The 24,597-nt window shown below is 44.6% G+C and carries 24 protein-coding genes and 1 pseudogene; 9 read left to right on the top strand and 16 right to left on the bottom strand.

What is annotated here, in order from left to right; genetic code table 11:
- Window positions 1–2: 2 nt before the first annotated feature.
- The 3 genes from J7E35_RS22475 to J7E35_RS22485 form a co-directional block, all read right to left on the bottom strand.
- Window positions 3–824 carry a carbohydrate ABC transporter permease gene (locus J7E35_RS22475; protein ID WP_214784373.1) on the bottom strand — a complete coding sequence of 274 codons (822 nt, stop codon included), beginning with the start codon at window positions 822–824 and terminating at the stop codon, window positions 3–5.
- A complete protein-coding gene (locus tag J7E35_RS22480) occupies window positions 824–1,684 on the bottom strand; it encodes a carbohydrate ABC transporter permease (RefSeq protein WP_214784376.1) in 861 nt (286 codons plus the stop codon). The genes J7E35_RS22475 and J7E35_RS22480 overlap by 1 nt, the downstream gene beginning before the upstream one ends.
- Before the next feature lie 127 nt (window positions 1,685–1,811).
- A complete protein-coding gene (locus tag J7E35_RS22485; protein ID WP_214784379.1) occupies window positions 1,812–3,119 on the bottom strand; it encodes an ABC transporter substrate-binding protein in 1,308 nt (435 codons plus the stop codon).
- 420 nt (window positions 3,120–3,539) lie between these two features.
- Here J7E35_RS22485 and J7E35_RS22490 point away from each other — a divergent pair, with 420 nt between their 5' ends.
- Both J7E35_RS22490 and J7E35_RS22495 read left to right on the top strand, forming a co-directional pair.
- The gene (locus J7E35_RS22490; protein WP_214784382.1) at window positions 3,540–4,400 is read left to right on the top strand and encodes a Cof-type HAD-IIB family hydrolase; all 861 of its coding nucleotides are present in this window, start codon (window positions 3,540–3,542) and stop codon (window positions 4,398–4,400) included.
- A 54-nt stretch (window positions 4,401–4,454) separates the two neighbouring features.
- Window positions 4,455–5,555 carry a PQQ-dependent sugar dehydrogenase gene (locus J7E35_RS22495; RefSeq protein ID WP_214784385.1) on the top strand — a complete coding sequence of 367 codons (1,101 nt, stop codon included), beginning with the start codon at window positions 4,455–4,457 and terminating at the stop codon, window positions 5,553–5,555.
- A 244-nt stretch (window positions 5,556–5,799) separates the two neighbouring features.
- Here J7E35_RS22495 and J7E35_RS22500 read toward each other — a convergent pair whose 3' ends face one another.
- The 10 genes from J7E35_RS22500 to J7E35_RS22545 form a co-directional block, all read right to left on the bottom strand.
- Complete coding sequence (locus J7E35_RS22500) at window positions 5,800–6,459, bottom strand: TetR/AcrR family transcriptional regulator (RefSeq protein ID WP_214784388.1); 660 nt, start codon at window positions 6,457–6,459, stop codon at window positions 5,800–5,802.
- A 21-nt stretch (window positions 6,460–6,480) separates the two neighbouring features.
- On the bottom strand, window positions 6,481–7,512 hold the full coding sequence (locus J7E35_RS22505) for an ABC transporter permease (protein WP_214784390.1): 1,032 nt from the start codon (window positions 7,510–7,512) through the stop codon (window positions 6,481–6,483).
- Window positions 7,502–8,224 carry an ABC transporter ATP-binding protein gene (locus J7E35_RS22510; protein WP_214784393.1) on the bottom strand — a complete coding sequence of 241 codons (723 nt, stop codon included), beginning with the start codon at window positions 8,222–8,224 and terminating at the stop codon, window positions 7,502–7,504. The genes J7E35_RS22505 and J7E35_RS22510 overlap by 11 nt, the downstream gene beginning before the upstream one ends.
- Before the next feature lie 135 nt (window positions 8,225–8,359).
- Window positions 8,360–9,262: a FixH family protein gene (locus J7E35_RS22515; RefSeq protein ID WP_214784396.1), complete on the bottom strand. Its 903-nt coding sequence runs from the start codon at window positions 9,260–9,262 to the stop codon at window positions 8,360–8,362.
- Complete coding sequence (locus J7E35_RS22520; protein WP_214784399.1) at window positions 9,259–9,933, bottom strand: ABC transporter ATP-binding protein; 675 nt, start codon at window positions 9,931–9,933, stop codon at window positions 9,259–9,261. Before J7E35_RS22520 ends, J7E35_RS22515 begins: the two co-directional genes overlap by 4 nt.
- A complete protein-coding gene (locus J7E35_RS22525) occupies window positions 9,930–10,727 on the bottom strand; it encodes an ABC transporter permease (protein ID WP_214784402.1) in 798 nt (265 codons plus the stop codon). The genes J7E35_RS22520 and J7E35_RS22525 overlap by 4 nt, the downstream gene beginning before the upstream one ends.
- Window positions 10,691–12,025, bottom strand: a complete 1,335-nt coding sequence (gene nosD / locus J7E35_RS22530) for a nitrous oxide reductase family maturation protein NosD (RefSeq protein ID WP_214784406.1) — start codon at window positions 12,023–12,025, stop codon at window positions 10,691–10,693. Before nosD ends, J7E35_RS22525 begins: the two co-directional genes overlap by 37 nt.
- A 2-nt stretch (window positions 12,026–12,027) precedes the next feature.
- The gene (locus tag J7E35_RS22535; protein ID WP_214784409.1) at window positions 12,028–12,588 is read right to left on the bottom strand and encodes a hypothetical protein; all 561 of its coding nucleotides are present in this window, start codon (window positions 12,586–12,588) and stop codon (window positions 12,028–12,030) included.
- Window positions 12,589–12,676: 88 nt separating this feature from the next.
- Window positions 12,677–14,548 (bottom strand): Sec-dependent nitrous-oxide reductase, encoded by a 1,872-nt coding sequence (gene nosZ / locus J7E35_RS22540; protein WP_214784412.1) that lies wholly within the window; start codon window positions 14,546–14,548, stop codon window positions 12,677–12,679.
- A gap of 19 nt (window positions 14,549–14,567) precedes the next feature.
- Window positions 14,568–15,023, bottom strand: a complete 456-nt coding sequence (locus J7E35_RS22545) for a cytochrome C (protein ID WP_214784415.1) — start codon at window positions 15,021–15,023, stop codon at window positions 14,568–14,570.
- 290 nt (window positions 15,024–15,313) lie between these two features.
- Here J7E35_RS22545 and J7E35_RS22550 point away from each other — a divergent pair, with 290 nt between their 5' ends.
- Window positions 15,314–15,649, top strand: coding sequence for a hypothetical protein (locus tag J7E35_RS22550; protein WP_214784418.1), 336 nt, complete (start codon window positions 15,314–15,316; stop codon window positions 15,647–15,649).
- A 29-nt stretch (window positions 15,650–15,678) separates the two neighbouring features.
- On the opposite strand, the gene bshB2 is transcribed toward J7E35_RS22550, so the two are convergent.
- Both bshB2 and J7E35_RS22560 read right to left on the bottom strand, forming a co-directional pair.
- The gene (bshB2, locus tag J7E35_RS22555; protein WP_214784421.1) at window positions 15,679–16,347 is read right to left on the bottom strand and encodes a bacillithiol biosynthesis deacetylase BshB2; all 669 of its coding nucleotides are present in this window, start codon (window positions 16,345–16,347) and stop codon (window positions 15,679–15,681) included.
- 35 nt (window positions 16,348–16,382) lie between these two features.
- Complete coding sequence (locus tag J7E35_RS22560) at window positions 16,383–16,730, bottom strand: YojF family protein (RefSeq protein ID WP_214784425.1); 348 nt, start codon at window positions 16,728–16,730, stop codon at window positions 16,383–16,385.
- A gap of 282 nt (window positions 16,731–17,012) precedes the next feature.
- Here J7E35_RS22560 and J7E35_RS22565 point away from each other — a divergent pair, with 282 nt between their 5' ends.
- On the top strand, window positions 17,013–17,369 hold the full coding sequence (locus J7E35_RS22565; protein ID WP_214784428.1) for a DUF2512 family protein: 357 nt from the start codon (window positions 17,013–17,015) through the stop codon (window positions 17,367–17,369).
- Between the two features lie 462 nt (window positions 17,370–17,831).
- On the opposite strand, the gene pdxK is transcribed toward J7E35_RS22565, so the two are convergent.
- Window positions 17,832–18,656 carry a pyridoxine/pyridoxal/pyridoxamine kinase gene (pdxK, locus tag J7E35_RS22570; RefSeq protein WP_214784431.1) on the bottom strand — a complete coding sequence of 275 codons (825 nt, stop codon included), beginning with the start codon at window positions 18,654–18,656 and terminating at the stop codon, window positions 17,832–17,834.
- A 567-nt stretch (window positions 18,657–19,223) separates the two neighbouring features.
- On the opposite strand from pdxK, the gene fdhD reads away from it, so the two are divergent.
- From fdhD to J7E35_RS22590, 5 genes and pseudogenes are all read left to right on the top strand, one after another.
- A complete protein-coding gene (gene fdhD, locus J7E35_RS22575) occupies window positions 19,224–20,018 on the top strand; it encodes a formate dehydrogenase accessory sulfurtransferase FdhD (RefSeq protein WP_214784434.1) in 795 nt (264 codons plus the stop codon).
- Window positions 20,019–20,073: 55 nt separating this feature from the next.
- The gene (locus tag J7E35_RS23875) at window positions 20,074–20,646 is read left to right on the top strand and encodes a twin-arginine translocation signal domain-containing protein (RefSeq protein WP_483297672.1); all 573 of its coding nucleotides are present in this window, start codon (window positions 20,074–20,076) and stop codon (window positions 20,644–20,646) included.
- A gap of 12 nt (window positions 20,647–20,658) precedes the next feature.
- Window positions 20,659–23,058 (top strand): annotated as a pseudogene (fdnG, locus tag J7E35_RS22580) (formate dehydrogenase-N subunit alpha); the annotation flags it as partial.
- Window positions 23,058–23,885 carry a 4Fe-4S dicluster domain-containing protein gene (locus J7E35_RS22585; protein ID WP_214784440.1) on the top strand — a complete coding sequence of 276 codons (828 nt, stop codon included), beginning with the start codon at window positions 23,058–23,060 and terminating at the stop codon, window positions 23,883–23,885. The pseudogene fdnG and the gene J7E35_RS22585, both read left to right, overlap by 1 nt.
- Complete coding sequence (locus J7E35_RS22590) at window positions 23,878–24,585, top strand: formate dehydrogenase subunit gamma (protein ID WP_214784443.1); 708 nt, start codon at window positions 23,878–23,880, stop codon at window positions 24,583–24,585. The genes J7E35_RS22585 and J7E35_RS22590 overlap by 8 nt, the downstream gene beginning before the upstream one ends.
- Window positions 24,586–24,597: the final 12 nt, after the last annotated feature.

Below are 24,597 nucleotides of genomic sequence, written 5' to 3' on the forward strand. Positions count from 1 at the left end.
GATTATTTTACCGAGCCTTCTGAAACTCCCTTGATGATCTGCTTTTGGAGGAAGAAGTAAATAATGATGACCGGAATGATCGCGATCGTCAGTCCTGCCAGTGCCAGATGCCATTGTTTAGTATATTCCCCAAAGAAGAAGAACATCTTAAGCGGAATTGTTTCCATTCCCGGCTTATTGATGACAAGGGAAGGAAGCAGGTAGTCGTTCCAGATCCAGATGATGTTCAGGATGGCCACTGTGACAGATACTGGCTTCAGCATCGGAAAAATGATGTGCCAAAAAATCTGGAATCGGTTCGCGCCATCGATGGTTGCTGCTTCATCAAGTGATTTCGGGATCCCGCTCAATGTTCCGTGGTAAAGGAAGATCGATAAGCTGGCCCCAAAACCAAGATACATGAAAATCAGTCCGCCTCGGTTCAGCATCTCCAGTTTACCAAAAATGGACACCAATGGAATCATTACTGACTGGAAGGGGATAAGCATTGCCGCTACAAACAGCATGAAGATAATCCCGCTGGTTTTCCCGCCGCGTCTTGAAAGGGCATAGGCAGCCATCGATGAAAAAATGATGATGACAGCCACAGCCAGCACCGTAATCAATACAGAGTTGAAAAAGGTTTTTAGAAAATCCAAACGCTCAAATGCAACTGTGTAATTCTCGAATGAGAAAACATCCGGAAGCTTCAATGTATCTTCAAACATTTCACGCTTTGTCTTGAAAGAGTTAACGATCATCAGGTAAAACGGGGAAAGCCAGATCAGGGCAAGGATGATGCCGAGAATTTCAAGAATGAGTCTGCTCTGCTTCTTCTTTTTCATTACATCTCGACCTCCCGTTTTTTATTGATATAAACCTGTGTAAGCGATATAGCCGCAACAATCAGGAAGAAAATGACCGCCTTTGCCTGTGCGAATGCCATCGCGTTTTCGACGAATGCCGTTTTGAAAATTTCCATCGCAACCATCTGTGTCGAATTGTATGGACCGCCGCCGGTGAGCGACAGATTCTGGTCATAAAGCTTGAATGAATTTGAAAGTGTCAGGAACAAGCTGACTGTGAACGCCGGCATGACCAGCGGGAAGGTGACGTGATAAAAACGCTGGAAGCTGTTCGCTCCGTCAATTTCTGCTGCTTCAAGCAATTCCTGCGGTACGCCTTCCAGGAATGAAATATAAATGACCATGATGTAACCGGCCATCTGCCAGCTCATAAGAATCGCCATTGCCCAGAAGCCTGTTGTCTCAGTGGACAGCCATCCCTCCAAAGCTTCAACGCCAATCAGTTCTCCGACGCTCGCAAAAACCTTTGTGAAAATGAACTGCCAGATGAAACCTAAGATCAGTCCGCCAATCAGGTTCGGCATGAAGAAAATCGTTCTCAGGATATTATTCGTCCTGAATTTTTGTGTAACCAGCAATGCAAGTGAAAGGCCAAAGAAATTGATCAGGAATACAGAGACAACAGTGAACTTCGTTGTGAACCATAATGCATCTCTGAAATCTTCCTCAGCAAAAAGCGCTTTATAATGTTCAAGGCCTACAAATGAAGGTGTCCTGATCCCGTTCCAGTCAGTGAATGAGTAGTATACGCCGTATGCCAGCGGCAAAATGACCACTAGAGCAAGCGCGAATAGAGCTGGAGCCAGGAAAAGCCAGTACCAGAGGTTCCGGTTACGCATCTGTAAATCCTCCTATCTTAGTGGGAAGTTAAATTTTTCCGAAGCGAATGTACAAAACAGCTTCGTGAAAAAAGATAGGAAACAAAACAGCCGCAGCCGTTCTGTTTCCTTCTTTAGTTAACACTTATTACTTACGAGCTTCAGCCCAAGCTTTGGAAGACTGTTCTACTAATTCGTCCCAAGTCATTTCGCCGCTCACATATTTTTGGATGTTGATGCCAAGCTTTTCTTGTCCCCAACCAGTTGGGTAACCCATGAAAGTCCAAGCCAAAGTTTTGCCAGCTGAAGAGTATTCATAGATTTCTTTTGCAAGTGGATCAGAGATCTTGCCAGCATCGTATCCTTCATAAGCAGGGATGAATTTGAAATCTTCGATAACGGCTGTTTTGCCTTCTTCAGAAGTATATAACCAGTCTAAGAAATCCTTAGCTGCCGCTACTTCTTTTTCATCCTTGTTGCTGTTTACAGCCCAGTACATTGGCACGCCAACCGGGATTGAGTCTTCTTTGTAGCCCTCAACCGGGATCGGAAGGATGCCTACGCCGCTGTTAGCCAGCTCTTCATCGATGCCAGCGATTGAACCAGACACCCAGTTACCTTGCTGGATGATCGCTGCTTTGCCAGTAGAGAATAGCTCTTCAACTTGCTTAGCATAGTCAAGGCTTACAGTCGGCTGGTCAGAGTATTTGTTCTGCAGGTCAAGAACCTTCTTGAATGCATCGCCGTGCTTAAAAGTAACTTCCTTAGCTTCGAAAGCGTTGATTACGTTCTGGTCAAATTCAGGTGCAAGGAACACGTTTGAAAGGTGAAGTCCTGTTACCCAAGTTTCTTTTGCAGGAAGAGCGAAAACAGAAGTAAGGCCTAGGTCTTTCTTCTTGCTGTCAAGCGTCTTGACCGCTTCTTCTAGAGCGCTGTAGCTAGTGATGCTCTTTGGATCGATTCCTGCTTCTTCAAAGATTGCTTTGTTATAGATGAAGCCATAGCCTTCCTGGTTATATGGAAGCCCAAGTACTTTGTCGTCTTTTGTTACGCCTTCAAGAGTTCCGCTAAGGGCAGCTTTTGCAGCGTCTGTGTCAGAAAGGTCTGCAAGCTTATCCTTCCAGTCTTCCACGTCCTGCGGTCCGCCTACGTTATAGATGGTAGGTTCATTGCCTGAAGCGAACTTGGATTTAAGTGCAGCACCGTAATCTTCGCCGCCGCCGACAGTTGTGATGTTGATGTCAACGTCCTCATTAGCTTCTTCATAAGCTTTTGCGATGTCTTCGAACTGATCCTTGAATTCCACCTTGAATTGGAAAATGTCAACGGTTACTTTTTCTCCGCCTTTTCCACCCTCGCCGGATGTCTTTTCACCATCAGATGAACATCCTGCAAGACCTCCGCCAATCAAAAGACCAAGAGAAAGAACTGCTGGAAATAGCTTTTTTGCCTTCATTTTTGAGATACCCCCAAATTTTATATTTTTTTGCATGCAACCACATGCGTTCCGAAAGCGTTTGCATATTTTTGCATAAAACTCTAGCTGAAATCGATTTTATACAACACCTTTAAAACGCTTACATATAAGGGATGAGAATAAGAAAAACCTTGACATCATTGAGTTTATTAACATTCCTGCTATAATGCTCCCCTGATATGCAAACGATTGCAGCTCCGGATTCATAATAGCATATGAATTTTACAATGACAATATGAAAGTTTTTAAGATAATTAAATTTATAGATTATTAGTTCAAGCTGGAAATGGAAGGGATCAATAATTTGAAAATTAGTATATACACGTATTATTTGCTGTCATGAGTTTGAAGGTCTATCATGATTGTTAATACTGAAAAATAATAACTGAAGGTGAAAACATGATTAAGTGCATAGCAACAGATATGGATGGGACATTCTTGACTGCTGCCCAGCAGATCACTGCGGAAAATCGGGAAGCAGTTTTAAAAGCAAAAGAGAACGGAATCGAGGTTGTGGTCGCAACCGGCCGTTCCTATCAGGAAGCGAGGTTCGTTCTTGAGGAATCCGGCCTTAAACTGCCGATGATTTGTGTAAATGGAGCCGAGGTCCGTTCCGAGGACGGGGAAATCGTTTCTTCAAATCCGTTGAAAAAAGCGAAGGCCCGGCAGGCAGCACTAAGGCTTGTGGAAAGCGGCGTGTATTTCGAGGTTTACACAAACAAAGGTACCTTTACTGAAGATGAGGATATGGCAATCTCCATCATCGTTGATATTTTTTCAACCGCGAACCCTGAAGTGCCAATTGAAAAAATTGCTGAGGCTGCTGAGGAAAGGATGCATAAAGGTCTGATTACGAAGATAGAACATTATGACCGATTATTCGAGGACGACCAATATGAAATTTACAAGCTGCTCGCTTTTTCGCTGGATGATGACAAGCTTGAGGCTGCAAGGAACGGCCTGAAGGAAATGACAGGGCTTGCGGTCAGTTCATCCGGCCGTGAGAATATCGAAATCACCAGCCTGGACGCTCAAAAAGGGGTTGCCCTGGAAAAATTCGCAGCATCGAGAGGAATCACCCTGGCGGAAACGATGGCGCTTGGTGACAATTTCAATGATGTATCGATGCTGGAGAAGGTTGGAAAACCGGTCGCAATGGGGAATGCAGCCGAGGAAATCAAAGAGATTTGCGGCGAAGTGACATTGACGAATGAAGAAAGCGGCGTAGGAAAAGCAATCATGAAGGTGTTGGAAGACTGAATTTGATTGCAAGATTGATTTTTAATACGTTATGAAAACCAAGGAGAGGGTGTCATGAAAAGATTCTTGTATGTGTTACTGGCAATGCTGATGTTGATGGCAGGCTGTTCAGGCGGAGATGATGAAGCAAAGCCTGCAGGTGAAGTTGGTCAAAAACCAGAAGACAGCAAAGAGGCTGTTGCCCAGGCTGACATGCTTGAGGTTGTTGCGGAAAATCTCGAAGTGCCTTGGTCCATCAATAAAGTTGGCGAGACATTTTACTTAAGCGAACGGCCGGGTTCCATTGTAAAAGTGGAGGGCGGCAGCTCAGAGCGGCAGAAGGTTTCTTTTAAAAAGGAATTGTCACAGGCAGCAGAGGCTGGGTTTTTGGGCTTTGTGCTTGCACCTGACTTCGAACAGTCCAACAAGGCATTTGCTTATTATACATACGAGAATGGCACCGGGCAGTTCAATCGGATTGTCGAACTGATCTTGAAAAATGATGAATGGACAGAAGGCAAGCTGCTGCTCGATCACATCCCGAGCGGACGCTTCCATCACGGAGGCAGGCTGAAAATCGGCCCGGACGGAAAGCTCTACGCCACGGCAGGCGATGCGGCAACCAATCCGGAAATCGCCCAGGATCCAGGTTCACTTGGCGGCAAAATCCTCCGTATGAATCTTGATAGATCGATTCCGGCTGATAATCCATTTGAAGGTTCCTACGTATACAGCTATGGCCATCGCAATCCACAGGGATTGGCCTGGTCGAAGGAAGGAACGCTTTATGCCAGCGAACACGGTCCATCCGCACAGGATGAAATCAATTTGATCGAGGCAGGCAAAAACTATGGCTGGCCAGAGATAACAGGTGACGACACGAAGCAGGGCATGGAGGCGCCGGTTTTCCATTCCGGAAGCGATACATGGGCACCATCCGGAATGGCGGTGCATGGCGGGAAGTTATATGTCGCAACATTGAGAGGCAACGCGCTGCGTGAGTTCGACCCTGCGGCCAAAACTACAAGAGAAGTAGTCACAGGATTAGGACGAATCCGCGATGTCATCATTGAAGGTGATGACCTTTATTTCATCAGCAACAATACCGACGGCCGCGGCACCCCGGGTGAGGGTGATGACAAGCTTTATCGCGTAAAAGTGGAGGATTTACGATAGAAATGGAGAAGGAGTACCTGAATGGGTGCTCCTTATCTTGTTTTGGAGGAGTACGAGATTAAGTTATTGACGAAAATATGATTTTATTGGCGGAGTTCACACATTTATTGGCGAAAATGTGATTTTATTGGCGATTTTCACAGGTTGATTGGCGAAAATAAAAATATATTGGCGAATTGGAAATTTGGTTTAATTTTTTCCAGTTTCTAAAAAACAAAAACAAAAAACCGGGCACACGCCCGGTTTAATTTTTGCTGTGATTCGGGCCAGCTAACCCATGCATAATGAATTGAATTGTCCGCTCTGTTTCAGCTTCATCATCCCAGTCTGCTTCCGGCAAGATCATATACCTAGCGATCAAATAGCCAAAGATGGAGGAGAACGCCATCCGGAATACACTGTACACCGGAATCTCAATGATTTGGCCTTTTGACTGATAGTGTTCCACAAGCTTTTCAAACTGAGCATATACTTTAAGGGCGACATGCTCCTTGAATAGATCTTTCAATTCAGGGTGAAACGGAATTTCCTGCACCAAAATTTTGACTGTAGCGAGGTTTTTGATCAGGAACTCGCGGCGGTTTTCCAGCATCGCTCTCATGAAGTCTTCAACATGCTCATAATCCTGATCCAGTACTTTCTTTAAGTCTTTTATGATAAAAGGTGCCACAAACTTTGCCATCACAGGAGCGACAATCGCCAGCAGCAAATCCTTTTTCGTTTTATAATGCCTGAAAATCGTGCCTTCAGCAACGCCGGCCTTTTTGGCAATTTCGCTCGTCGATGTTGCGGAAAACCCTTTTTCGGCAAAAGATTCAATCGCAGATACGATGATTTTCCTTTGCTTCTCGGTCAGGTCTTCATCGTCAATTAATTTATCAATTTTTAAATCTTGATCACTCATGTGTTGCTCCTTTCACCTCGGTTAGACTGCACGGTGTTTCCGCAATGCCAGTATATTCAGGAACATGAACAAGGCGGAAAATCCGGCAAGCATCAACATATTCCCATAGATGGCATCCCACCCGTATCCTCTCACCATAATATCACGCAATGCTTCGGCAGCATAATAGAGTGGTGTGATTGGCCCAAGCCAGCTCAGCCATTCGGAAATTGTATCGAGATTGATTAATCCAGAGAAGAAAAACTGCGGCACGATGATGATCGGGATGAACTGGATCATCTGGAATTCATTATTTGCAAACGCCGATAACAGAGTGCCGAGCGTCAAAGCTGTCATCGACAACAACAGGGTAATCAGTAATACATAGATAAAGGAACCTTCCATCAGCATTCCAAGGACATAGATAGCATACCAGGCAATCAGCGTCGCCTGCAGCATCGTGAAGATACCGAAGCCAAGGACATAACCGATGACGATTTCCCATTTCCGCAGCGGGCTCGCCAGCAATTTTTCAAGCGTACCGCTTGTTCTTTCCCTTAAAAAAGAAATCCCGGAGATGATGAATACAAAAAAGAAGGCGAAGAAGCCCAATAGAACCGGTCCGAAATAATCAAACTGGCCCATCTCGTCTGAGCCGTGGATATACTCAATGTTCATTTCCAATTGCCCCTGTGAAGGTAAAAGCTGTTTTGTAGCCTGCTGGAACCATTTCATAACCGCACCATTCACCGATGGGTCGCTGCCCTCTAGTACAATTTTATCAACCATAATGCCTTCAAAAATGACATACCCATCAATATTATGATCTAATGCCGCCTCCTTAGCCGCTTTCGCAGAATCATAGTCTATTATTTCTGCGTCATCGATATCAAGTTTCTCCATCACAGGATCCGGCACATCGACCAGGCCGACCTTTGGAATATAGTCATCCCCATTAAAAACAAGGTGAAGCATCGTCAGGATCAGGAGCGGAGCGACAAGCATCATTGCAAGTGTCCTTTTATCCCTCAGGAATTGCCGGATAATCCTGATCACTAAAGCTCTAATTCTCATGCTGGACACCTCCGTATGCTAAAAATGCTTCCTCGACGCTAGCAGAACCAGTCTTTTCCTTCAATTCAGCAGGAGTGCCGACCGCGATCAGACGGCCATCTCGAATCAGTCCGAGTCTATCGCACTTTTCGGCTTCATCCATGACATGTGTTGTAACAATGAGCGTTTTTCCCTGAGCTTTCAAATCATAAAAGCCCGACCAGATGCTTTGGCGCAAAACGGGATCGATGCCGACAGTCGGCTCATCGAGGATCAGCAGCTCTGGCTCATGCAGCAGCGCTGAAGCGAGGGATAAACGGCGCTTCATTCCGCCAGAATAATTGGTTACCAGTTTGCTCAGATGATCAGATAAATCGACAAGCTCCATCACTTCTAAAATGCGTTTTTTGCGGTGATTGCCCTTCAGGCCGAACAAAGAGGCAAAGAATTCAAGATTTTCTTTCGCGGATAATTCAGTATAAAGTGCGTCCGATTGAGCCATATAGCCAATCCTTTCAATCAGCTTCAGTGAAGGCATCTTTTCACCGAAAAGATAGTTTTCTCCTTCACTTGGTGATTCCAGACCTACTAGCTGCCGGACTAAAGTCGTTTTTCCTGCTCCTGAGGGGCCAAGCAGTCCAAAAATTTCTCCGCTCTCAATCTCTAGATTGATATTTTCTAAAACCTTATGCTTGCCATAGCTTTTACTTACGTTGTTGATTGATACAATCATGGAATCTTCACCATCCTTTTATAAAAGTGAGTAATCACTCACTGATAGGATAACTGATAAATTCCATTTTGTATAGTGAGTAATCACTCACAAAAGTTAACGAAAAACGACAAAAAAGCCCTCAAAGAAGAGGGCCTACATGATCTCAATCTCCAAGGAATTCACCTGGCTAACCAAAAGCTCCTCATATTCCTTTTCTGCTGTGAACAGGATTTCTTGTTCTCCTGCTTTTGGGTTTTCCTTTTTCACTTTTTCAATTAAATCGTTCTGGACCTTTTGTGTCAGGACGATACGGGTATATTGATCCCGCTGGATGTTCCAGAATTTTTCTTCACCATATTGTGCAATCAGTTTTTTTGCTGCATCTGAGCTGCTGTATTTGGCGCGCACTTTTTCGATGGCCCCGTTCACTTCCTGGTCTGTTGCCTCATGACCTTTTTCAATGCCCAGCATTGCCATCGCCCTCAGCCTGATAATTTGCGTCAATAGCTGATTTTTGTCCTGATTCAGCTTTTCCTGGTTATCCCAATAAGCGAGTGCCTCACCAAGCTTTTCTCCAGTATATTTTTCTCGGTCCGTTTCACGGTTAATTTCAATATGGAGTTTATTGATGAACTGGTAAAATTCCAGATCTTCATCTGTAATCCATTCACCGTTTAGGGAAGCAACACCTTCCGCTTTTTTCACATTCAGTTTAACGACTTTTTCTTGCTCAGTGCCGTCCTTTTCAAGAGTGAAGGCGGCTTCCCATTCTCCAGCCATTGAAAATTCGGCATTTCCGGAATACACACCATCAGATCGTTCTTCCAGTTCAACCTCAATCGTTCCATGGTCCATACTGGCCATCGCAAACTCAGATGTGATATGGAGACCATTTACAGCGGATCCGTCTTCCGTCACCTTGATTTCAAAGTTTGACTCTTTCCCGTTTGCAAAGACTGGTTCTTTGGTGATTTCTAGTTTCCAATCCGGCTCCTGGTTACATCCGCCTAACAGGATCGTTGACAATAATAACAAAGATATAAATAGCTTTTTCATTTTTCCATTCCCCCTAATTGCTGAATTCTTAAAAAATCCTCGACTGTGTATTTCGTCATTATTCCTTTATCTAAAAAAGCTACATGTGTACAGATTTGTTTGATCTCTTCTAAATGATGGGAAGAGAGCAGGATGGTTTTACCCGATAAAGAATGAAGGACTTTCAGGATCTCCTTGCGGCCCATTGGGTCAATTCCGCTTGTAGGTTCATCAAGAATCAAAATGTCGGAATCCTGATAAAGAGTGATTGCGAGGCCCAGTCTCTGGAGCATTCCTTTCGAATAGCTCTTAATGGCCCTGCCGCGGTCTTCCCAGAGTCCCACGGAAGTCAAGATCTGCTCTATTTTTTCCGGATCCGCTTTTCCATTGCCAGCCTGGGCAAAGAAAACAATATTTTCATATCCCGTCAAAGAGGGATATAGCATGAACTTTTCCGGCAAATAAGCAATCTCGTTTTTCCAGCGGTTATTTCTTTTACGAGGCTTGCCATTAACAAGTATTTCGCCCTTCTTGATGGGAATCAGGCCAAGTAAACTATTGATAAATGTGGACTTGCCAGCTCCGTTCCTTCCCACGAGTGCACATACTTCATTTTTCTCGATTGACAGACTTATATTGTTCAATATTTCATCATTGCCATATGATTGTGTCAAACCAGAAACACTGATCATTCAAAACCCTCCTTGCGATGCAATAGCACGGAACTGATAAAAGTGGCAGTTATCCAAAAAATAAGGCTGGCTCCAAGGAAGGTCCCCGGCTGCAGCCACATGAATGATTTCAATAGACGGGACATATGGCCGAAAGAGTATATCCCTACCCCTGTCTCAAGATACATCCTTACTGCCTGTATCGGATTCAGGAAGTATGCAATCGAAAATAGCTGTACATTCTCATGGGTTACACCCTGGATGGCTGATAACAGGGCAAAGTCATGCAAGAAAAAGAAATAGAACCAGATGATCACTGCTATACCGGCAATCTGCATTCTTGACCTGCTGATACTGCCGACCAGTGCACCAATTTGCGTGAAAACCAACATAAGGACTGTGATCGAAAGAACAAAGACGTAGTAGGTCCCGATATCTGCTTTAAAGTAAATCTTTAAAGGGATAAGGAATAAGAAAAACCAGATGATTACCGGTACCAGAAGCACTAAGTGCATCCCAAGGCTCTTTTTGGCGAGGAATGTCCAATAGCTCTCATGTTTGGTCAAAAGCATGACAAGTGTTTTTTGCTCTTTTTCCTGGAAGATAGAGAAAGCGCCAATGAATAAGTACAAGATCGGGATAAAATAAATCAGTGTGTCAAACAGGTTGATGAGCAAGATATACAAACCCTGATCATAGGAAAGTGAAGTTGATCTTACAAGCAGTAAAACAGAGACTAGTATGATTGTACCGATCGCAAGCCAGAGCCCTTTGCCCCTTATATTTTCCTTCCATTCTTTCCAAATGAAGTGCATAGCAGTTTTCTCCTTTTTGCGCAGATGGCCGTTCCAATGACGGCAAATACGATAATGACAGGCAGGTAAGGTATTGTTTTATGCCCGTTAACCAGAGGATACTGGTCCTCAAACATCGTTTTATCATGATCCAGCAGCCGATTCAGTTTTTCATAGATTGTAATGGCAGGGCTTTTTAGGAAAAGATAGACTAGTTCCTGGTCCTCAATCAGTTCATAAAGTGAGGATTTGTAGACTGCCGGACTGTCACCCACGCCATCCTGGTCGAGATCGAGTAAAGGGAAAGACCTGCCCCAATCATTGCCGATTCCTTCAAAGCTCCAGTCATTCCTGCCCGTGCCGCCAAGTGTGACAGCTGGTATGGTGTTTTCTTCAATCGTATTTCCAGTAAAAATCTGTTCGTTTGAACTCGCCCATAGCTCGATTCCAATCTGGTTTTGTGAGAGATGGTTCGACCGAATCAGATTATCGGTAGATTGATCTATATATAACCCTCTTTGATTCATGTAGAAAGTGTTGTTCTCAATGTTATTTTCGTTAGCTGATAATACCAGCAGTCCGAAAGAGCGATGTCCATAATTAAAGATGAACTGGTTGTTCTCCAGCTTGAGCTGGTTGGAGTGCATGATGGCTGCCCCTCCTGTATTAAAGGTGAATATGTTGTTTTTAAATTCGTTGCGGTCTGAGTACATATAGTGCAGACCGTAACGTGTTTTCGTGATTTTATTGTTTAAGGCTTTATTGTCATTGGCATAATCGAAAAACATTCCATCTCTGGTGCCTTCGATATAATTGTTTTTTAATAGATTTCCATTTGAATAATAGACATGAAGGCCATTGCCCTGGGCGGCTATTTCTCCTTTGCCAAGCCCTTTTACACTTACATTTTCAATTGAATTGTCATGTGCTTTGCTTAAATAAACTCCGTGAAAGGAATGTTCAATCCCGATATTCCGGATGGTGTTCCCATCTGTATAAACCTTGATCGCTGCGTATTCTTCCGGGCTATTTCGGTCCATTCCGCTTTTTGTGACTTTGAGGTCTGATATGATTACGCCAGAAGCACGAACAGAAATGACATTGCCTTTGCCATCTCCTTCAATGATAGTCCCTTTCTTGCCAATAAGGGCAAGTGGCTTATCAATCACAATATTTCCACTGTAAATAGTGCTTTCAAGCTGAATGATTGCGCCGTCTTTGGCTGAATCAATGACGGCCTGCAGGTTTTCCGCTGCCGCCCCCTTTTCCGGAAAAGTAATAGCGGAAAGGAGTAAGAGCAGCCAAAGGATTTTTTTCATGGTCAACGATCCTTCCAAAGGGGAATGAGAATCAGGATGAATGCTGCTAATACTAAATATGAACCAGTGCCAAGGTAGCTGTTTGTTATGAAATTCGCGAGTGTATTCTCACCAATAATCGGCGGAACAAATGGATCTACTTTTATCGGAGCAGTTGGGCTTAAATCTGTTCCGAAGTCATGAAGCCAGCGGCGAAGATCCCAGACACCCAATAAACCGCCAATTGAAAATAATCCAATCAGGAAATAAAGAACCTTTTTCCTTCTGAGAACGGCTGTGATCAGAGTTAGTAACGCTAATCCGCCAATCAAATATTTAAGGTAGGTAAGCTCTGGAAAGTTTTCTTCACTGAAGCCTTTCATGCCAATATAGTGGTTGAGGCCATTGACGATATCAATTTCACCTTCCAGTTTGTCCGGATAGACAATGATATTCAAGCCTTCTGGATATTGTGGAGCAAAAAACTCCATGCCCCACCATGGGAAAAATAAGGAAGCGCCAATCAATGCAGCGGCGGCTGCGATCAAACCGGAAGAAAGGATCGAGAGTTTTTTTCCAGCCAAGGGTATCACGCCTTTCTGTTGAAAAGAATTAAAAGGTGTGAGGGTATCAACTTTAGAGGCTGATACCCTTCACCTGTTTTCAATGAAATTAAGGTTTTACAAGGAAGTAACCGGTCATTTCCTGGTGCAAGGCTGAACAGAAGTTTGTACAATAGATCGGGAATGTTCCTGCTTTATCTGCGGTAAATTCCACTGTATTCGTCTGTCCTGGCTGTACTTCAATGTTCAAATCATAGCCATTGATAGCAAAGCCGTGGGTAATATCCTGGTCAAAGTCGATATTTGTAAGGTGGATAAAGACTTTATCTCCTTTTTTGACTTCGATTTGATCAGGACGCTCTGCTTTTGCGTCAAAAATGAATTTAGAACGCATTGCGATTCCATAAACATGAACTTCGTTGCCTTTCCGTTCGATGCGGGTTTCTTCCTGGCTGTAAACTGCGTCAGGATTTTTTTCATCCTTTGGATAAACGGTAATCGTTTTGATTTTATCTGCCTTGATCATCTGTGCGTAGTGCGGTTCAGGGTTGACAGGAGCAGACTGGATGACTTCCATTTTATCCCCGCGCAGGTCAATGAGCTGCATGGATTCTGGGTGGGAAGGACCCACAGAAAGATAGCTGTCTTTCGCAATTTTATTCAATGCAATGAGGTATTTTCCATCAGGTGCGACAGTATCTCCCTCAGCGGCAACAGAATGACCAGGGGAGTACTGTACAGGCACGCGATCCAAAGTTTCACCAGTCTTCGGGTCCCATTTTACGATTTCAGATGAGATGAACATGGTTGTGTAAGCCATGCCTTGATCATCAAATTGAGTATGAAGCGGTCCGAGCGCGTTTTCTGGGTTCACTTCTTTTTCCATGACAGACTCGTATTTGATGATTGGAATACCGTTCCGTTCTCCAGCGAAGTCTTTGTTTTCAATAGCTTTGAATGCTTTATCAAAAGAGAATACAGTCATTGCCGGTGCCAGTTTACCAGAGGCAATAAAGTGCTTGCCATCAGGAGTTACATCCACACCATGAGGCGATTTTGCGACAGGAACAAGGTACATGCCGCCTTTATGCTTTTCAGGGAAGATCATCTTCTGGCCGGTCACTTCATCGTACTGTCCGTCTTTTACCATTTGCTCAAGCTCTTTCCAGTTGAACAGGACGATAAAATCGCGGTCTGCTTGTGAAGCGTTGATCTCCAGGTTGGTAGTTGCTTCTTCAGTGTTATAAGTGGTCATGACTGCCCAATCCTTGGATCCCTTTTTCCCTGCATCAGAGAGGTCATAAGACCATGGCGGAAGGGCGACCTGGTAAGCAATGTTCAATTTCTCATTTTTCTCATCGAAAGTGACAGCTGACATGACTCCGCGGTACTTTTCACTATAGTCGTCAAGCGGCGCATACTCTCTTCCGATTGGCACTGCGAAACGGGTTGGCAGGAACATATATTCAGTGTTTTCTGTAACGAACGCTGCACAGTGAGGGCCGCTCGTATTCGGTACATCAATGATGTCCTTCACAGTGAATGTTTCAAGGTTCATGACAGCGGCCCGGCTGTTGCCGACATCGGTCGCAAACATGTACTTACCGTCATAATCACCATCTGTCTCTGAAAATGCCGGGTGGTGAAGATCCCCCCAGGTAAAACCGCCCAACATTTCTTTTGAGTGTTTATCAAATCCGTATCCCGTTGCCGAGTCCGGACTGAATACCGGCACTGTCCTGATATGTCTCATGGATGGAACGCCATAAATGAACATCTGTCCTGAATGGCCGCCAGAAGCGAACAAGTAGTACTCATCCTTTTCGCCAAAAGGAACATATACCTTTTCGGCATTCGTCTTGTTCTTGCTGCTGTCCGCGATCGCTTCACCTGGATTACCAGGAGAAAAATCAGCGAAGAACACTGTTGCAGCCAGGAGCCCGGTTGCAAGTCCCGAGGCAATTGGTATCCATTTCTTCATTAACCTTGCACCACCTTATTTATTTTTTAGAGGCTTCTTCTAAAAGTTTTACTACCTCAGAAAGCTCTTGTTCCGTTAGTGGACTTCCACCAATAACCCCTGACATGACCGCTGATGTAGGCTCTTTTAAGAACTGATCGATCGGCTTGCCGTGCTTTCCTTCAACATTTTCGAATGCCTTTGATAAATCCGGGCCAGTCGCACCGCCTGTTAAATTCAAGGAAGATACGGAATGGCAGCTAAGGCAGCCCTTAGATTGTAAAATGTTTTCGTCTGAAGAAACTGTTTCAGCAGCCGGCTGGTCATCCTTCTTCTCTTGAATGTCATCACCCGCTGGCTTAGAATCCTTCGGCGACTTGGAAGCGGTTTCACTGCTGGTAGTTTCATTACTGCCGCCAACAACATCAAATGCAACGTAACCGAGCCCAAGGCCAATCAGAGCACTTATCACAAAACTGATTAAAGCTTTTTGCATGGATTTCATTACCCCCTTTATTGAATGAATTCACTAACATCGTACATGGGGATAAGGGGTGAAAAGTGTGATGCAGTTCACATTACAAGAGGGGATTTGTGAAAGGTATATGAACAGGATGTGTCAAATTTATGAAGTGCTCTAGGTTAATGAGAAGAAGTAGGACATAAGAAATAAAAGGAAGGGTATAGAAAAAAGAATGCCAAAAAGGTTTTTATGGGGTTTTGGTGGAATTTGTCTATAAACATCTATAAAAAAACTAAGAACAAAGTGAGCAGGAAGTGATCGTTTTGTTGAAAAAGAAAAAAAGATTAATCCTGATTCTGGCTCCATTGCTATTGGTTAGTATCCTTTTCATCTATGATGCAAATCTAGAAGTATACACCACAAAAGATGCTGGCACCCTGGTTTACAAAAATAAAGAATTCTACACTGGTTATGACATTCATAAGAAATTTTATTTCAATGGGGAAAGAGATTTTGAAATCGACAAGTTGATTGGCAAAACAGATAACAGTAAGTTTTTTGGCTTTAAAGAATCTGTTTGGAGTATCAAGGGTAAATCTGCAAACGAAGTGGTGTTTGTAAAAGGCTTGATGATTGAGGGAGTCTATGAACGAAAATAAAAAATCCACCTTAATAAGGTGGATTTTGATTAGGAAAACTTATAGGTCCAGAAGCGTTCATTATTGAGCCAAGCCAATGTCTTCGGATCCTTCTCCTTGAGCTTGTCAGCCATTTCTGCCAACATCAGCTCAGTCTGGGAACGGTGTGCACGGATTGCATCCAGCTTGATGTCCGCAATAGCACTTATATCATGAACGACATCAGGCTCGCCAAGCTCTTCGACACAGTTGCGTGAGAACGCCACGCAATGGAGCTTTGGCCTGTCTGCTTCAGGAATTTTTTCAACTGCACGCACCACTGCCGCACCTGTTGCCTCATGGTCCGGGTGGACTGAGTAGCCAGGATAGAAGGTAATGACAAGCGAAGGATTCAATTCTGTGATCAATGATGACATGAGATTGGCCAGCATATTTTCATCCTCGAACTCGACCGTCTTGTCACGGAACCCGAGCATGCGCAAATCATTGATACCCATAGCGCGGGCTGCGTCCTTCAATTCCTTCTTCCGTATAGCAGGAAGGGTTTCCCTGTTCGCGAATGGCGGATTCCCCATGTTCCGTCCCATCTGTCCGAGTGTCAGACAGGCATATGTGACAGGCGTTCCCATGTTAACATGGGATGCAATTGTTCCGGAAACACCGAATGCCTCATCATCAGGATGAGGGAACACGACAAGTACATGCCTTTCTTTTTCCATCGTAAAATCTCTCCTTTCAGCCAAGTCCAAATAACTTATTCGAACGGTGTTTCACTTATTTCAAGGGCGACGGCAAGCTTTCCGTTAAAATCATGGCCGGCTAGCAGCAGCCTTCCTTTGTCATCAATTTCAAAATGTGTAATTCCCTCAGCGTAAACCCAGCCAAAAGGGATCTTCAAACCTGTCCGATACGGGCCTTCACCAGTTATCTTTGCTCGTTCATAGATTACCTTCGCATTGCGGATATAAGCGCCTGATGAGAAGAATGACTCGTTGTTATGTGAGGCGTATGCTCCATTGGTTGTTTCTAAATGAATATAGACTTCTTTGTCTTTAAAACGGTCCAGGGCTTCCTGGACTTCTGATAAAATCACCGGATCCATCTTTGTTCCTCCTTCCCGGCCTTTGAAGTTTTTCAGTTTATAATAGCCGAATGAACGGCCTTCTATGTTGAAAATCAATAATATCTATATTACTAAAAAATCCTTCTAAAAGCGAAATGTACGCTTAAAGGATTTAGCAAAACTCTTGGATTATCTTATCAAAAGGGATAATTACCTATTTTAATTAGGAATATACAAAAATAGTGAGCATGAAACCAGGTTTTACATAAAGTGTTTAATCAGGAAGGTAAATGGAAATAGTGAGGAAAAAGGAGGGAGCCTATGAAACACGCGAAGGCACTTTTGATAAAAGGCATCATGACTTTTGCTGTTCTTCTTCTATTATTGGGGAGTTTTGCCGGGATAGGGGATATTCTCGTCATCACTCTTGTCCTTGGGGCGATTTCATATCTCGCCGGTGACTTGTTCATTCTCCCAAAGACAAGCAATCTTACCGCTTCTCTATCTGACCTCGCCCTTTCATTCTTCGTGATATGGGGACTTGGCTTGATGATGTTCGAACAAACAGATGGGATTATTTTCGCAGCTCTATTTTCGTCCGTATTGATCGCCTCTGGTGAATGGTTCTTCCATAGTTATATGGCAGATCGAATACTCAGGATTAACCGGAAGATATAATAACTATCGGACAAAACTATGAGGAATTCGCTGGAAATGTCCGTTAGACGGGCTCTATCGGACAAAACCACGGGGAATTGGCTGAAAAGTGTCCGTTAGAAGGGTTCTTTCGGACAAAACCACGGGGAATTCGCTGAAAAATGTCCGTTAGAAGGGCCCTATCGGACAAACGCAAGAGGAAATCCCAGAAAAATGTCCATTAGAAGGGCCCTATCGGACAAAGGCAAGAGGAAATCCCAGAAAAATGTCCGTTAGAAGAGCTCTATCGGACAAAAACAAGAGGGCAACCGGGAAAAGTGTCCATTAGAGAGGTTCTATTGGACAAAAACAAGAGGAAATCCCGGAAAAATGTCCATTAAAAAGATTCTACCGAAACACTCTCTAAATCATTCAGTAACAGAAAAAGAGGCTGTCGAAAGCTCAGAATGATGAGCTTGGAGACAGCCTCTTTTTGTTTTGCTTTTATTCCCCGCGATTGCCGCCTGCATACTTGTTGTAAGCGAGGTGGGCAGTTGGGCCTACGTATTCATTCAGCCTGAAGCCGTGTTTGATGGCTTCGGTGATGAAGGCTTTCGCCACTTCCAATGCTTCAGGTACTGTTTTGCCTTTTGCCAGCTGTGCAGTGATCGCAGATGCGAATGTGCAGCCAGCGCCGTGTGTGAAGCTTGTCTCAACTTTTTCAGATTCGAAAAGTCTGAAGTCTTTTCCATCATAAAGCAAGTCAACGGCTTTTTCATGGTTCAGCTTGTTTCCGCCCTTGATCATAACGTTCTTAGCGCCTAGATCATGGATTTTTACCGCTGCTTCCTTCATGTCATCGATTGTGCGGATTGGCCCGGTTTGTGCCAGCTGCCATGCTTCGAACAGGTTCGGAGTGACAACTGTTGCTCTTGGCAGAAGCAATTCTCTCATTGCATCTGTATTTTCAGGCATCAGGACCTCGTCTTCCCCTTTACAGACCATTACAGGGTCAATGACTACCCTGTCCAGTTTATGCTCATCGATTTTTCGTGCGGATAGCTCGATGATCTCAACTGTTCCGAGCATACCTGTCTTCATTGCATCTATTCCAACGGATAGAATCGTTTCAAGCTGTTTTTCGACCAGCTCAACTGGCTGTGGGAAAACCTCATGGTGCCAGTGATTTTTAGGATCCATAGTCACAACCGTGGTAAGAGCGGTCATTCCATATACGCCAAGCTCCTGAAAGGTTTTAAGGTCAGCCTGGATGCCAGCGCCTCCGCTTGTATCGGAACCTGCGATTGTTAACACCTTTTTCAAACTCATCTAACTACCTCCAATTTAAGAATGGCGACTGCTCATTAGTACAAGTCAAGTCACCTTCATCACTTTCTTATGATTATACCAATTCTATAGATTTAGACAAAGGATTGGATTGGTATTATTTCAAATGGGTAAAATTAACTTTTGACGATTTTGTGGCATTAGTGCATTGACGTGATGAAAGTTACTGAGAGAAAAAATAAATTGATTTACAGTTGACTATGTGAAAATTGACCCACTAAAGGATTCTTCGCAAATGAAAAATCTCAGTTTCAGGCTTTGTTAAAAAAATAGACAATTTTCATCTATATTATTGTAACAATTCAAATGGTTATAACCATTGAATTTCCAGTACATTAAAGGCATAGGGGTATTTAACCCTTTTTGCATAGTGGAATGTTGTTTTTTTAATATAAGGTCCTTAGTCTTCAATAAGAACCGAATATTGAGTTACAACAGCTTGCAAGATTCATAACAGTCTTTCAATCCTATCAAACCGATGATGGCAGGGAAGAAGTCGATAGTTGCAGCGGAGCCCGGGGATGAAGTAACAGATAAGGGGTGAAGAATATGATCAAGAAAGGCTGTCCTGAAGAATATCCAATCAGCCTGAAGCTGAATGAATATGAGATTGCAGTATTCCAGCTGACAAATCAGGATTTGGAAGACTGGGTTTATGGCTACCTTTTTTCAGAAGGATTGATTGATGGGCCGGAGGATGTTGTCAGCGTCCAATTTAGCGAAAAGACCGGCACATTGAATGTAACGCTATGTAATGCATTTGATCCTGAGCAGATGTTTTCGAAAAAGAAGCATTATACAGCCGGCTGCGGCCGGGGAGTGACCTTCTTTTCGATGACGGACGTTAAGAAGTTCAATAAAGTGAATTCCGACGAAACCTATTCGCTGACATATTTGTTGAAAAAACGCGCGGAATTCGCGCAAAATTCGCCGTTATACCTGGAAACAGGCGGCATGCACGGTGCCTGTATCATCCTTGAGGATGGCAGCATTGAGGTCCGGGAAGATATCGGCAGGCATAATGCTGTCGACAAGATTATTGGCCACGCAATTCGAAAGCGCTTGCAGCCTGACCGGCTCGTACTTTTGACGACCGGAAGGGTTTCATATGAAATGCTCTCAAAAGCTGCTAAATTTGGTTTTGCCGTCATTGGCTCGCGAACTGCGGCCACAAAGCAGGCCATCCAGCTGGCCCGCTTCCTCAACATTGAGGTCGTTGGCTACTTGAGAGGGAAAATGGCGACTGTCTATACATCTGCCAGGAGGATTAATGATGATCTAACCCCGGCGGCTGCCTCTGAGGATTTACTTGAAAGGGGGGAAGCCCAGCAAGTACTGAATTGACACCACCTGTGGGATTAGGGATGTTCTAAGCAACTATTGGGAAGGAGAGAGAGAAATGGTTGAAATCAACCTGAATCGCCGGCAATTCTTGAAGCTGTCAGGTGCCACTGCGGCGACCCTGGCAGTTGTCGAGTTGGGCTTTAACGAAAAAGAGGTCCACGCAAAATCAAAAGAACTCAAGATTGCCAAAGCTACTGTTACACCAACCATTTGCGCATTCTGCGGGGTAGGATGCGGCATTTTGGTACACACAAAGGATAATACTGTGGTTTATACGGAAGGGGATCCGGATAGCCCAGTCAACGAAGGTACACTTTGCAGTAAAGGTACAACAATCAGACAAGTCTTCACATCTGAAAAGCGCTTAACAAAGCCATTATATCGTGCTCCTGGCAGCAAGAAATGGGAAGAGAAAAGCTGGGACTGGATGTATGAAACAATTGCAAAACGTACGAAGGAAACACGCGACAAAACATTCATTGAAAAAGAAAATGGCATGTTTGTCAATAAGACCGAAGCCATTGCGAGCTTAGGCGGAGCAGCTCTTGATAATGAAGAGACCTATCTGCTTGCGAAAATGATGAGAGGGCTTGGCGTCGTCTATCTCGAACACCAGGCACGAATATGACACAGTTCTACGGTTGCCGGTCTGGCACCTACAGTAGGGCGTGGAGCAATGACAAACCATTGGAGCGATCTGCAAAATACCGATTGTGCATTGATCATGGGCGGGAATCCTGCCGAGAATCACCCAATCTCTTTCAGATGGTTGACTAAAGCGAAAGAAAAAGGCGGAAAAATCGTCTCTGTTGACCCTCGTTTCACGAGGACATCGTCAAAGGCCGACGTCTATGCTTCGCTTCGTTCAGGAACGGATATTGCCTTCATGGGCGGAATGATCAACTATGCGTTAGAGAATAACTTGATCCACAGAGAGTATGTTGCTGAATATACAAATGCATCCTTCATTGTAAAGAAGGATTTTGAGTTCAATGATGGATTATTCAGCGGGTATGATGAAGCAACCCGTAAGTATGACAAAACGAAATGGGCTTTTGAAACGGATGAAGAAGGCAATCCGAAAAAGGATAAAACCCTTACACATCCGCGTTCTGTATTCCAGCTGCTGAAAAAGCATTTCTCACGCTATGATGTCGATTCAGTAATCGCAGTAACCGGAACACCAAAAGAAGATTACCTTAAGGTCTGTGAGACTTTCTGTTCAACAAGCAAGATAGGGAAATCTGGAACAATCATGTATGCGATGGGTACAACCCAGCATACGGTAGGAACACAAAACGTCCGTGCTTTTGGAATCATCCAGCTGCTGCTTGGAAATATCGGTCTGCCTGGCGGCGGAATCAACGCGATGCGCGGAGAATCCAATGTACAGGGATCGACTGACTTTGCGCTGCTATATCACCTGCTTCCAGGATATGTTGGAACGCCGACTGCAATCCCTGAGCATACGACATTGGAAGGCTACAACAAAAAAGAAACACCTGCTGGCGGTTACTGGAGCAACAAGCCTAAGTTCCTGGTCAGCATGCTGAAGGCCTGGTACGGCCCGAATGCTACCAAAGCGAACGAATTTGGCTATCAGTACCTTCCAAAAGGAAACAAGAACTACTCGCATATCAATTTGTTCAATGCTATGTATAAAGGCGAACTGGAAGGTGCGTTCTTATTCGGAACAAACCCTGTAGTCGGAGGCCCGAATGCTGGCAAGGAAAAAGAAGCGCTGTCCAATCTTAAATGGATGGTAGCGGTTGACCTTTGGGAAACTGAAACATCTGCTTTCTGGCAAGCAGAAGCGGGCAGCGACCCATCGAAAATCGATACAGAAGTATTCTTGCTGCCGGCAGCAAGCTCCTATGAAAAAGAGGGCAGCGTGTCCAACTCTTCACGCTGGATGCAATACCGCTGGAAGGCGATTGATCCGAAAGGAGAATCCCTGGCAGACCTGGAAATCATCCATATGCTGGTCAAGAACATCAAGGCTCTTTACAAAAATGAAAGTTCAGCTGCAGCCAAGCAGATCAATGCGCTGTACTGGAACTATGGTGAAGGCCACCATCCGGATATCGACCTTGTGTGTAAGGAAATCAATGGATATGACCTTACTACTGGCAAGCTTTTGAAAACCTTTGGCGACCTAAAAGATGACGGTACAACAAGCTCTGGCAACTGGATTTATTCAGGCTTCTATCCAGAGGAAGGTGAGAACCGCGCTAAAAACCGTGACAACAAGGATACTGGCGGCGGAAACTTCCTGAACTGGGCATTTGCTTGGCCTGCAAACCGCCGGATCCTTTACAACCGTGCATCTGCTGATCCAAGCGGAAAGCCTTGGAGCGACAAGAAAGCGGTTATCTGGTGGGATGAAAGCCAAAAGAAATGGACTGGAAATGACATTCCTGACTTCAAGCCAACAATTGCACCAACAGACGCAGGCGGAACGAATCCATTCATCATGATCAACGGCGGTGTAGCGGGAGTTTTCGCACCTACGCTGAATGACGGACCGTTCCCTGAACATTACGAGCCGTTTGAAAGTCCGGTGAAAAATACCTTCTCAAGCCAGGAGATCAACCCAGCTGTTGTCATCATCGAAGGCGAGTTCAACCTGAAAGGCGACAGCAAGAAGTACCCGATCGTCGGTACTACTTACAGGGTATCTGAACACTGGCAATCCGGATCGATGACACGCAACCAGGAATGGCTTTCCGAATTGTCAGGCCATATGTATATTGAAATGAGTGAAGAACTCGCAAAGGAAAAAGGCATCAAGAACAAAGATAAGATCATTGTCAGCTCGGCCCGTGGTGATATCACAGCCTATGCAATGGTTACCAAGCGCTTCAAGCCTCATATGATGAACGGCAAGAAGGTGCATCAGGTCGGCATGCCTTGGCACTTTGGCTATAAAGGAATTGCAACAGGGGATACAGCAAACCGCTTGACACCTCATATCGGGGATGCGAATACGACCATTCCTGAATATAAGGCATTCCTCTGTGATATAAGGAGGGCTGACTAATGGCGGACTATATTAAATACGTCGATGTAACCAAGTGTGACGGCTGCCGCGCATGTATGGTCGCCTGCAAAAACTGGAACGATCTTCCGGCTGAACCGGAAGAGTTCCAGGGCAGCGTCCAGTCTCATGCGAAAGTAACAGCAAACACATGGAACGTCCTGTCATTCATTGAACACGAAGATTCAAAAGGCAATCTGGACTACCTTTTCCGCCACTCTTCCTGCTTCCATTGCTCGGACGCGGCTTGCGTCAAGGTTTGCCCTGAGGAAGCCATGCATTACACCGACTTCGGGACTGTAAATGTTGATACAGACAAGTGCGTAGGCTGCGGCTACTGCGTGCAGAACTGCCCATTCGATGTTGTCCAGCTGGCGACTTACAAAGACAAGAACGGCAAGGAATACAAGAAGGCACAGAAATGCACAATGTGCGTCGATCGTCTTGAAGAAGGCATGCAGCCTGCTTGTGTCACTACCTGCCATACAGACGCAATGGAATTCGGAACAAAAGAGGAAATGCTCAAGAAGGCTGAAAAGCGCCTGAGCGAAATCAAGGATAAGTATCCGAACGCAATGATTTACAACCCAGAAGGAGTCGGCGGTACGCACACCGTTTATGTACTTGCTGAAAAACCATCTGTCTATGGACTTCCAGAAAAACCAAAAGTACCAACATCAGCTGTTGTCTGGAAGGACTACGCACAGCCAATCGGCAAGATGATGCTTGGAGCGACAAGCATGGCGCTTGTAGGTGCTTTCGTATCCAATAAGCTATTCAATAAAGAAGGCAAAGGCCATGAAGAGGATGGAGGTGGCAGCCATGAGTAATACACAGTATTCAGGTGTGAAGGTAAAGCGCTTCTCGAAAGGTTTTGTAATCGCACACGCTGTGAACGCCCTTTCATTCTTTGCCCTGTATATCACGGCCCTGCCAATGTATACAGAGTGGTTTGACTGGCTTTATCCAGTACTGGGCGGACCAGAAGGAGCGCGCCTGCTCCACAGGATTTTCGCGATTGCCTTCATCACGCCGACTTTCATCTGGCTGATCATGGATCCTAAGGGCTTCCTGCGCTGGGGAAAAGAGCTTGTTACTTGGAAAAAGAGAGATTTGCAGTTTTTCACTGAGTTCGTCAAAGAACTATTTGGCTTTAAGTTCAAGCATGTAAAACAAACATTCTTCAACGCTGGTGAAAAAATCAACTCAATCATCCAGATCCTGACTGCGATCCTGATCATCGGTTCCGGCTTCCCAATGTGGTTCCCGGACCTGTTCCCGAAAGCAATCGTCCAGTGGGCGTATGTTGCCCATAACGTTGGCTTCGGCCTGGCAATCGCGGTAGTGGTCGGCCATATTTATCTGAGTGTCATCCACAAAAACTCAAGACCGGGATACACTGGAGTCATTACAGGTGAGGTTCCTGCCGAGTGGGCGAAGGACCACTATACAGAATGGTACGAAGAAGAAGTCAAGAAGGGCAATTTCCCTGACCTTGATAAAAACAAGAACAAGAAAAAAGGCGCGTAAAACATTAATAGA

Origin of the sequence: Bacillus sp. ISL-45 (genome assembly GCF_018613195.1) — a bacterium.
Lineage (GTDB): Bacteria > Bacillota > Bacilli > Bacillales > Cytobacillaceae > Mesobacillus.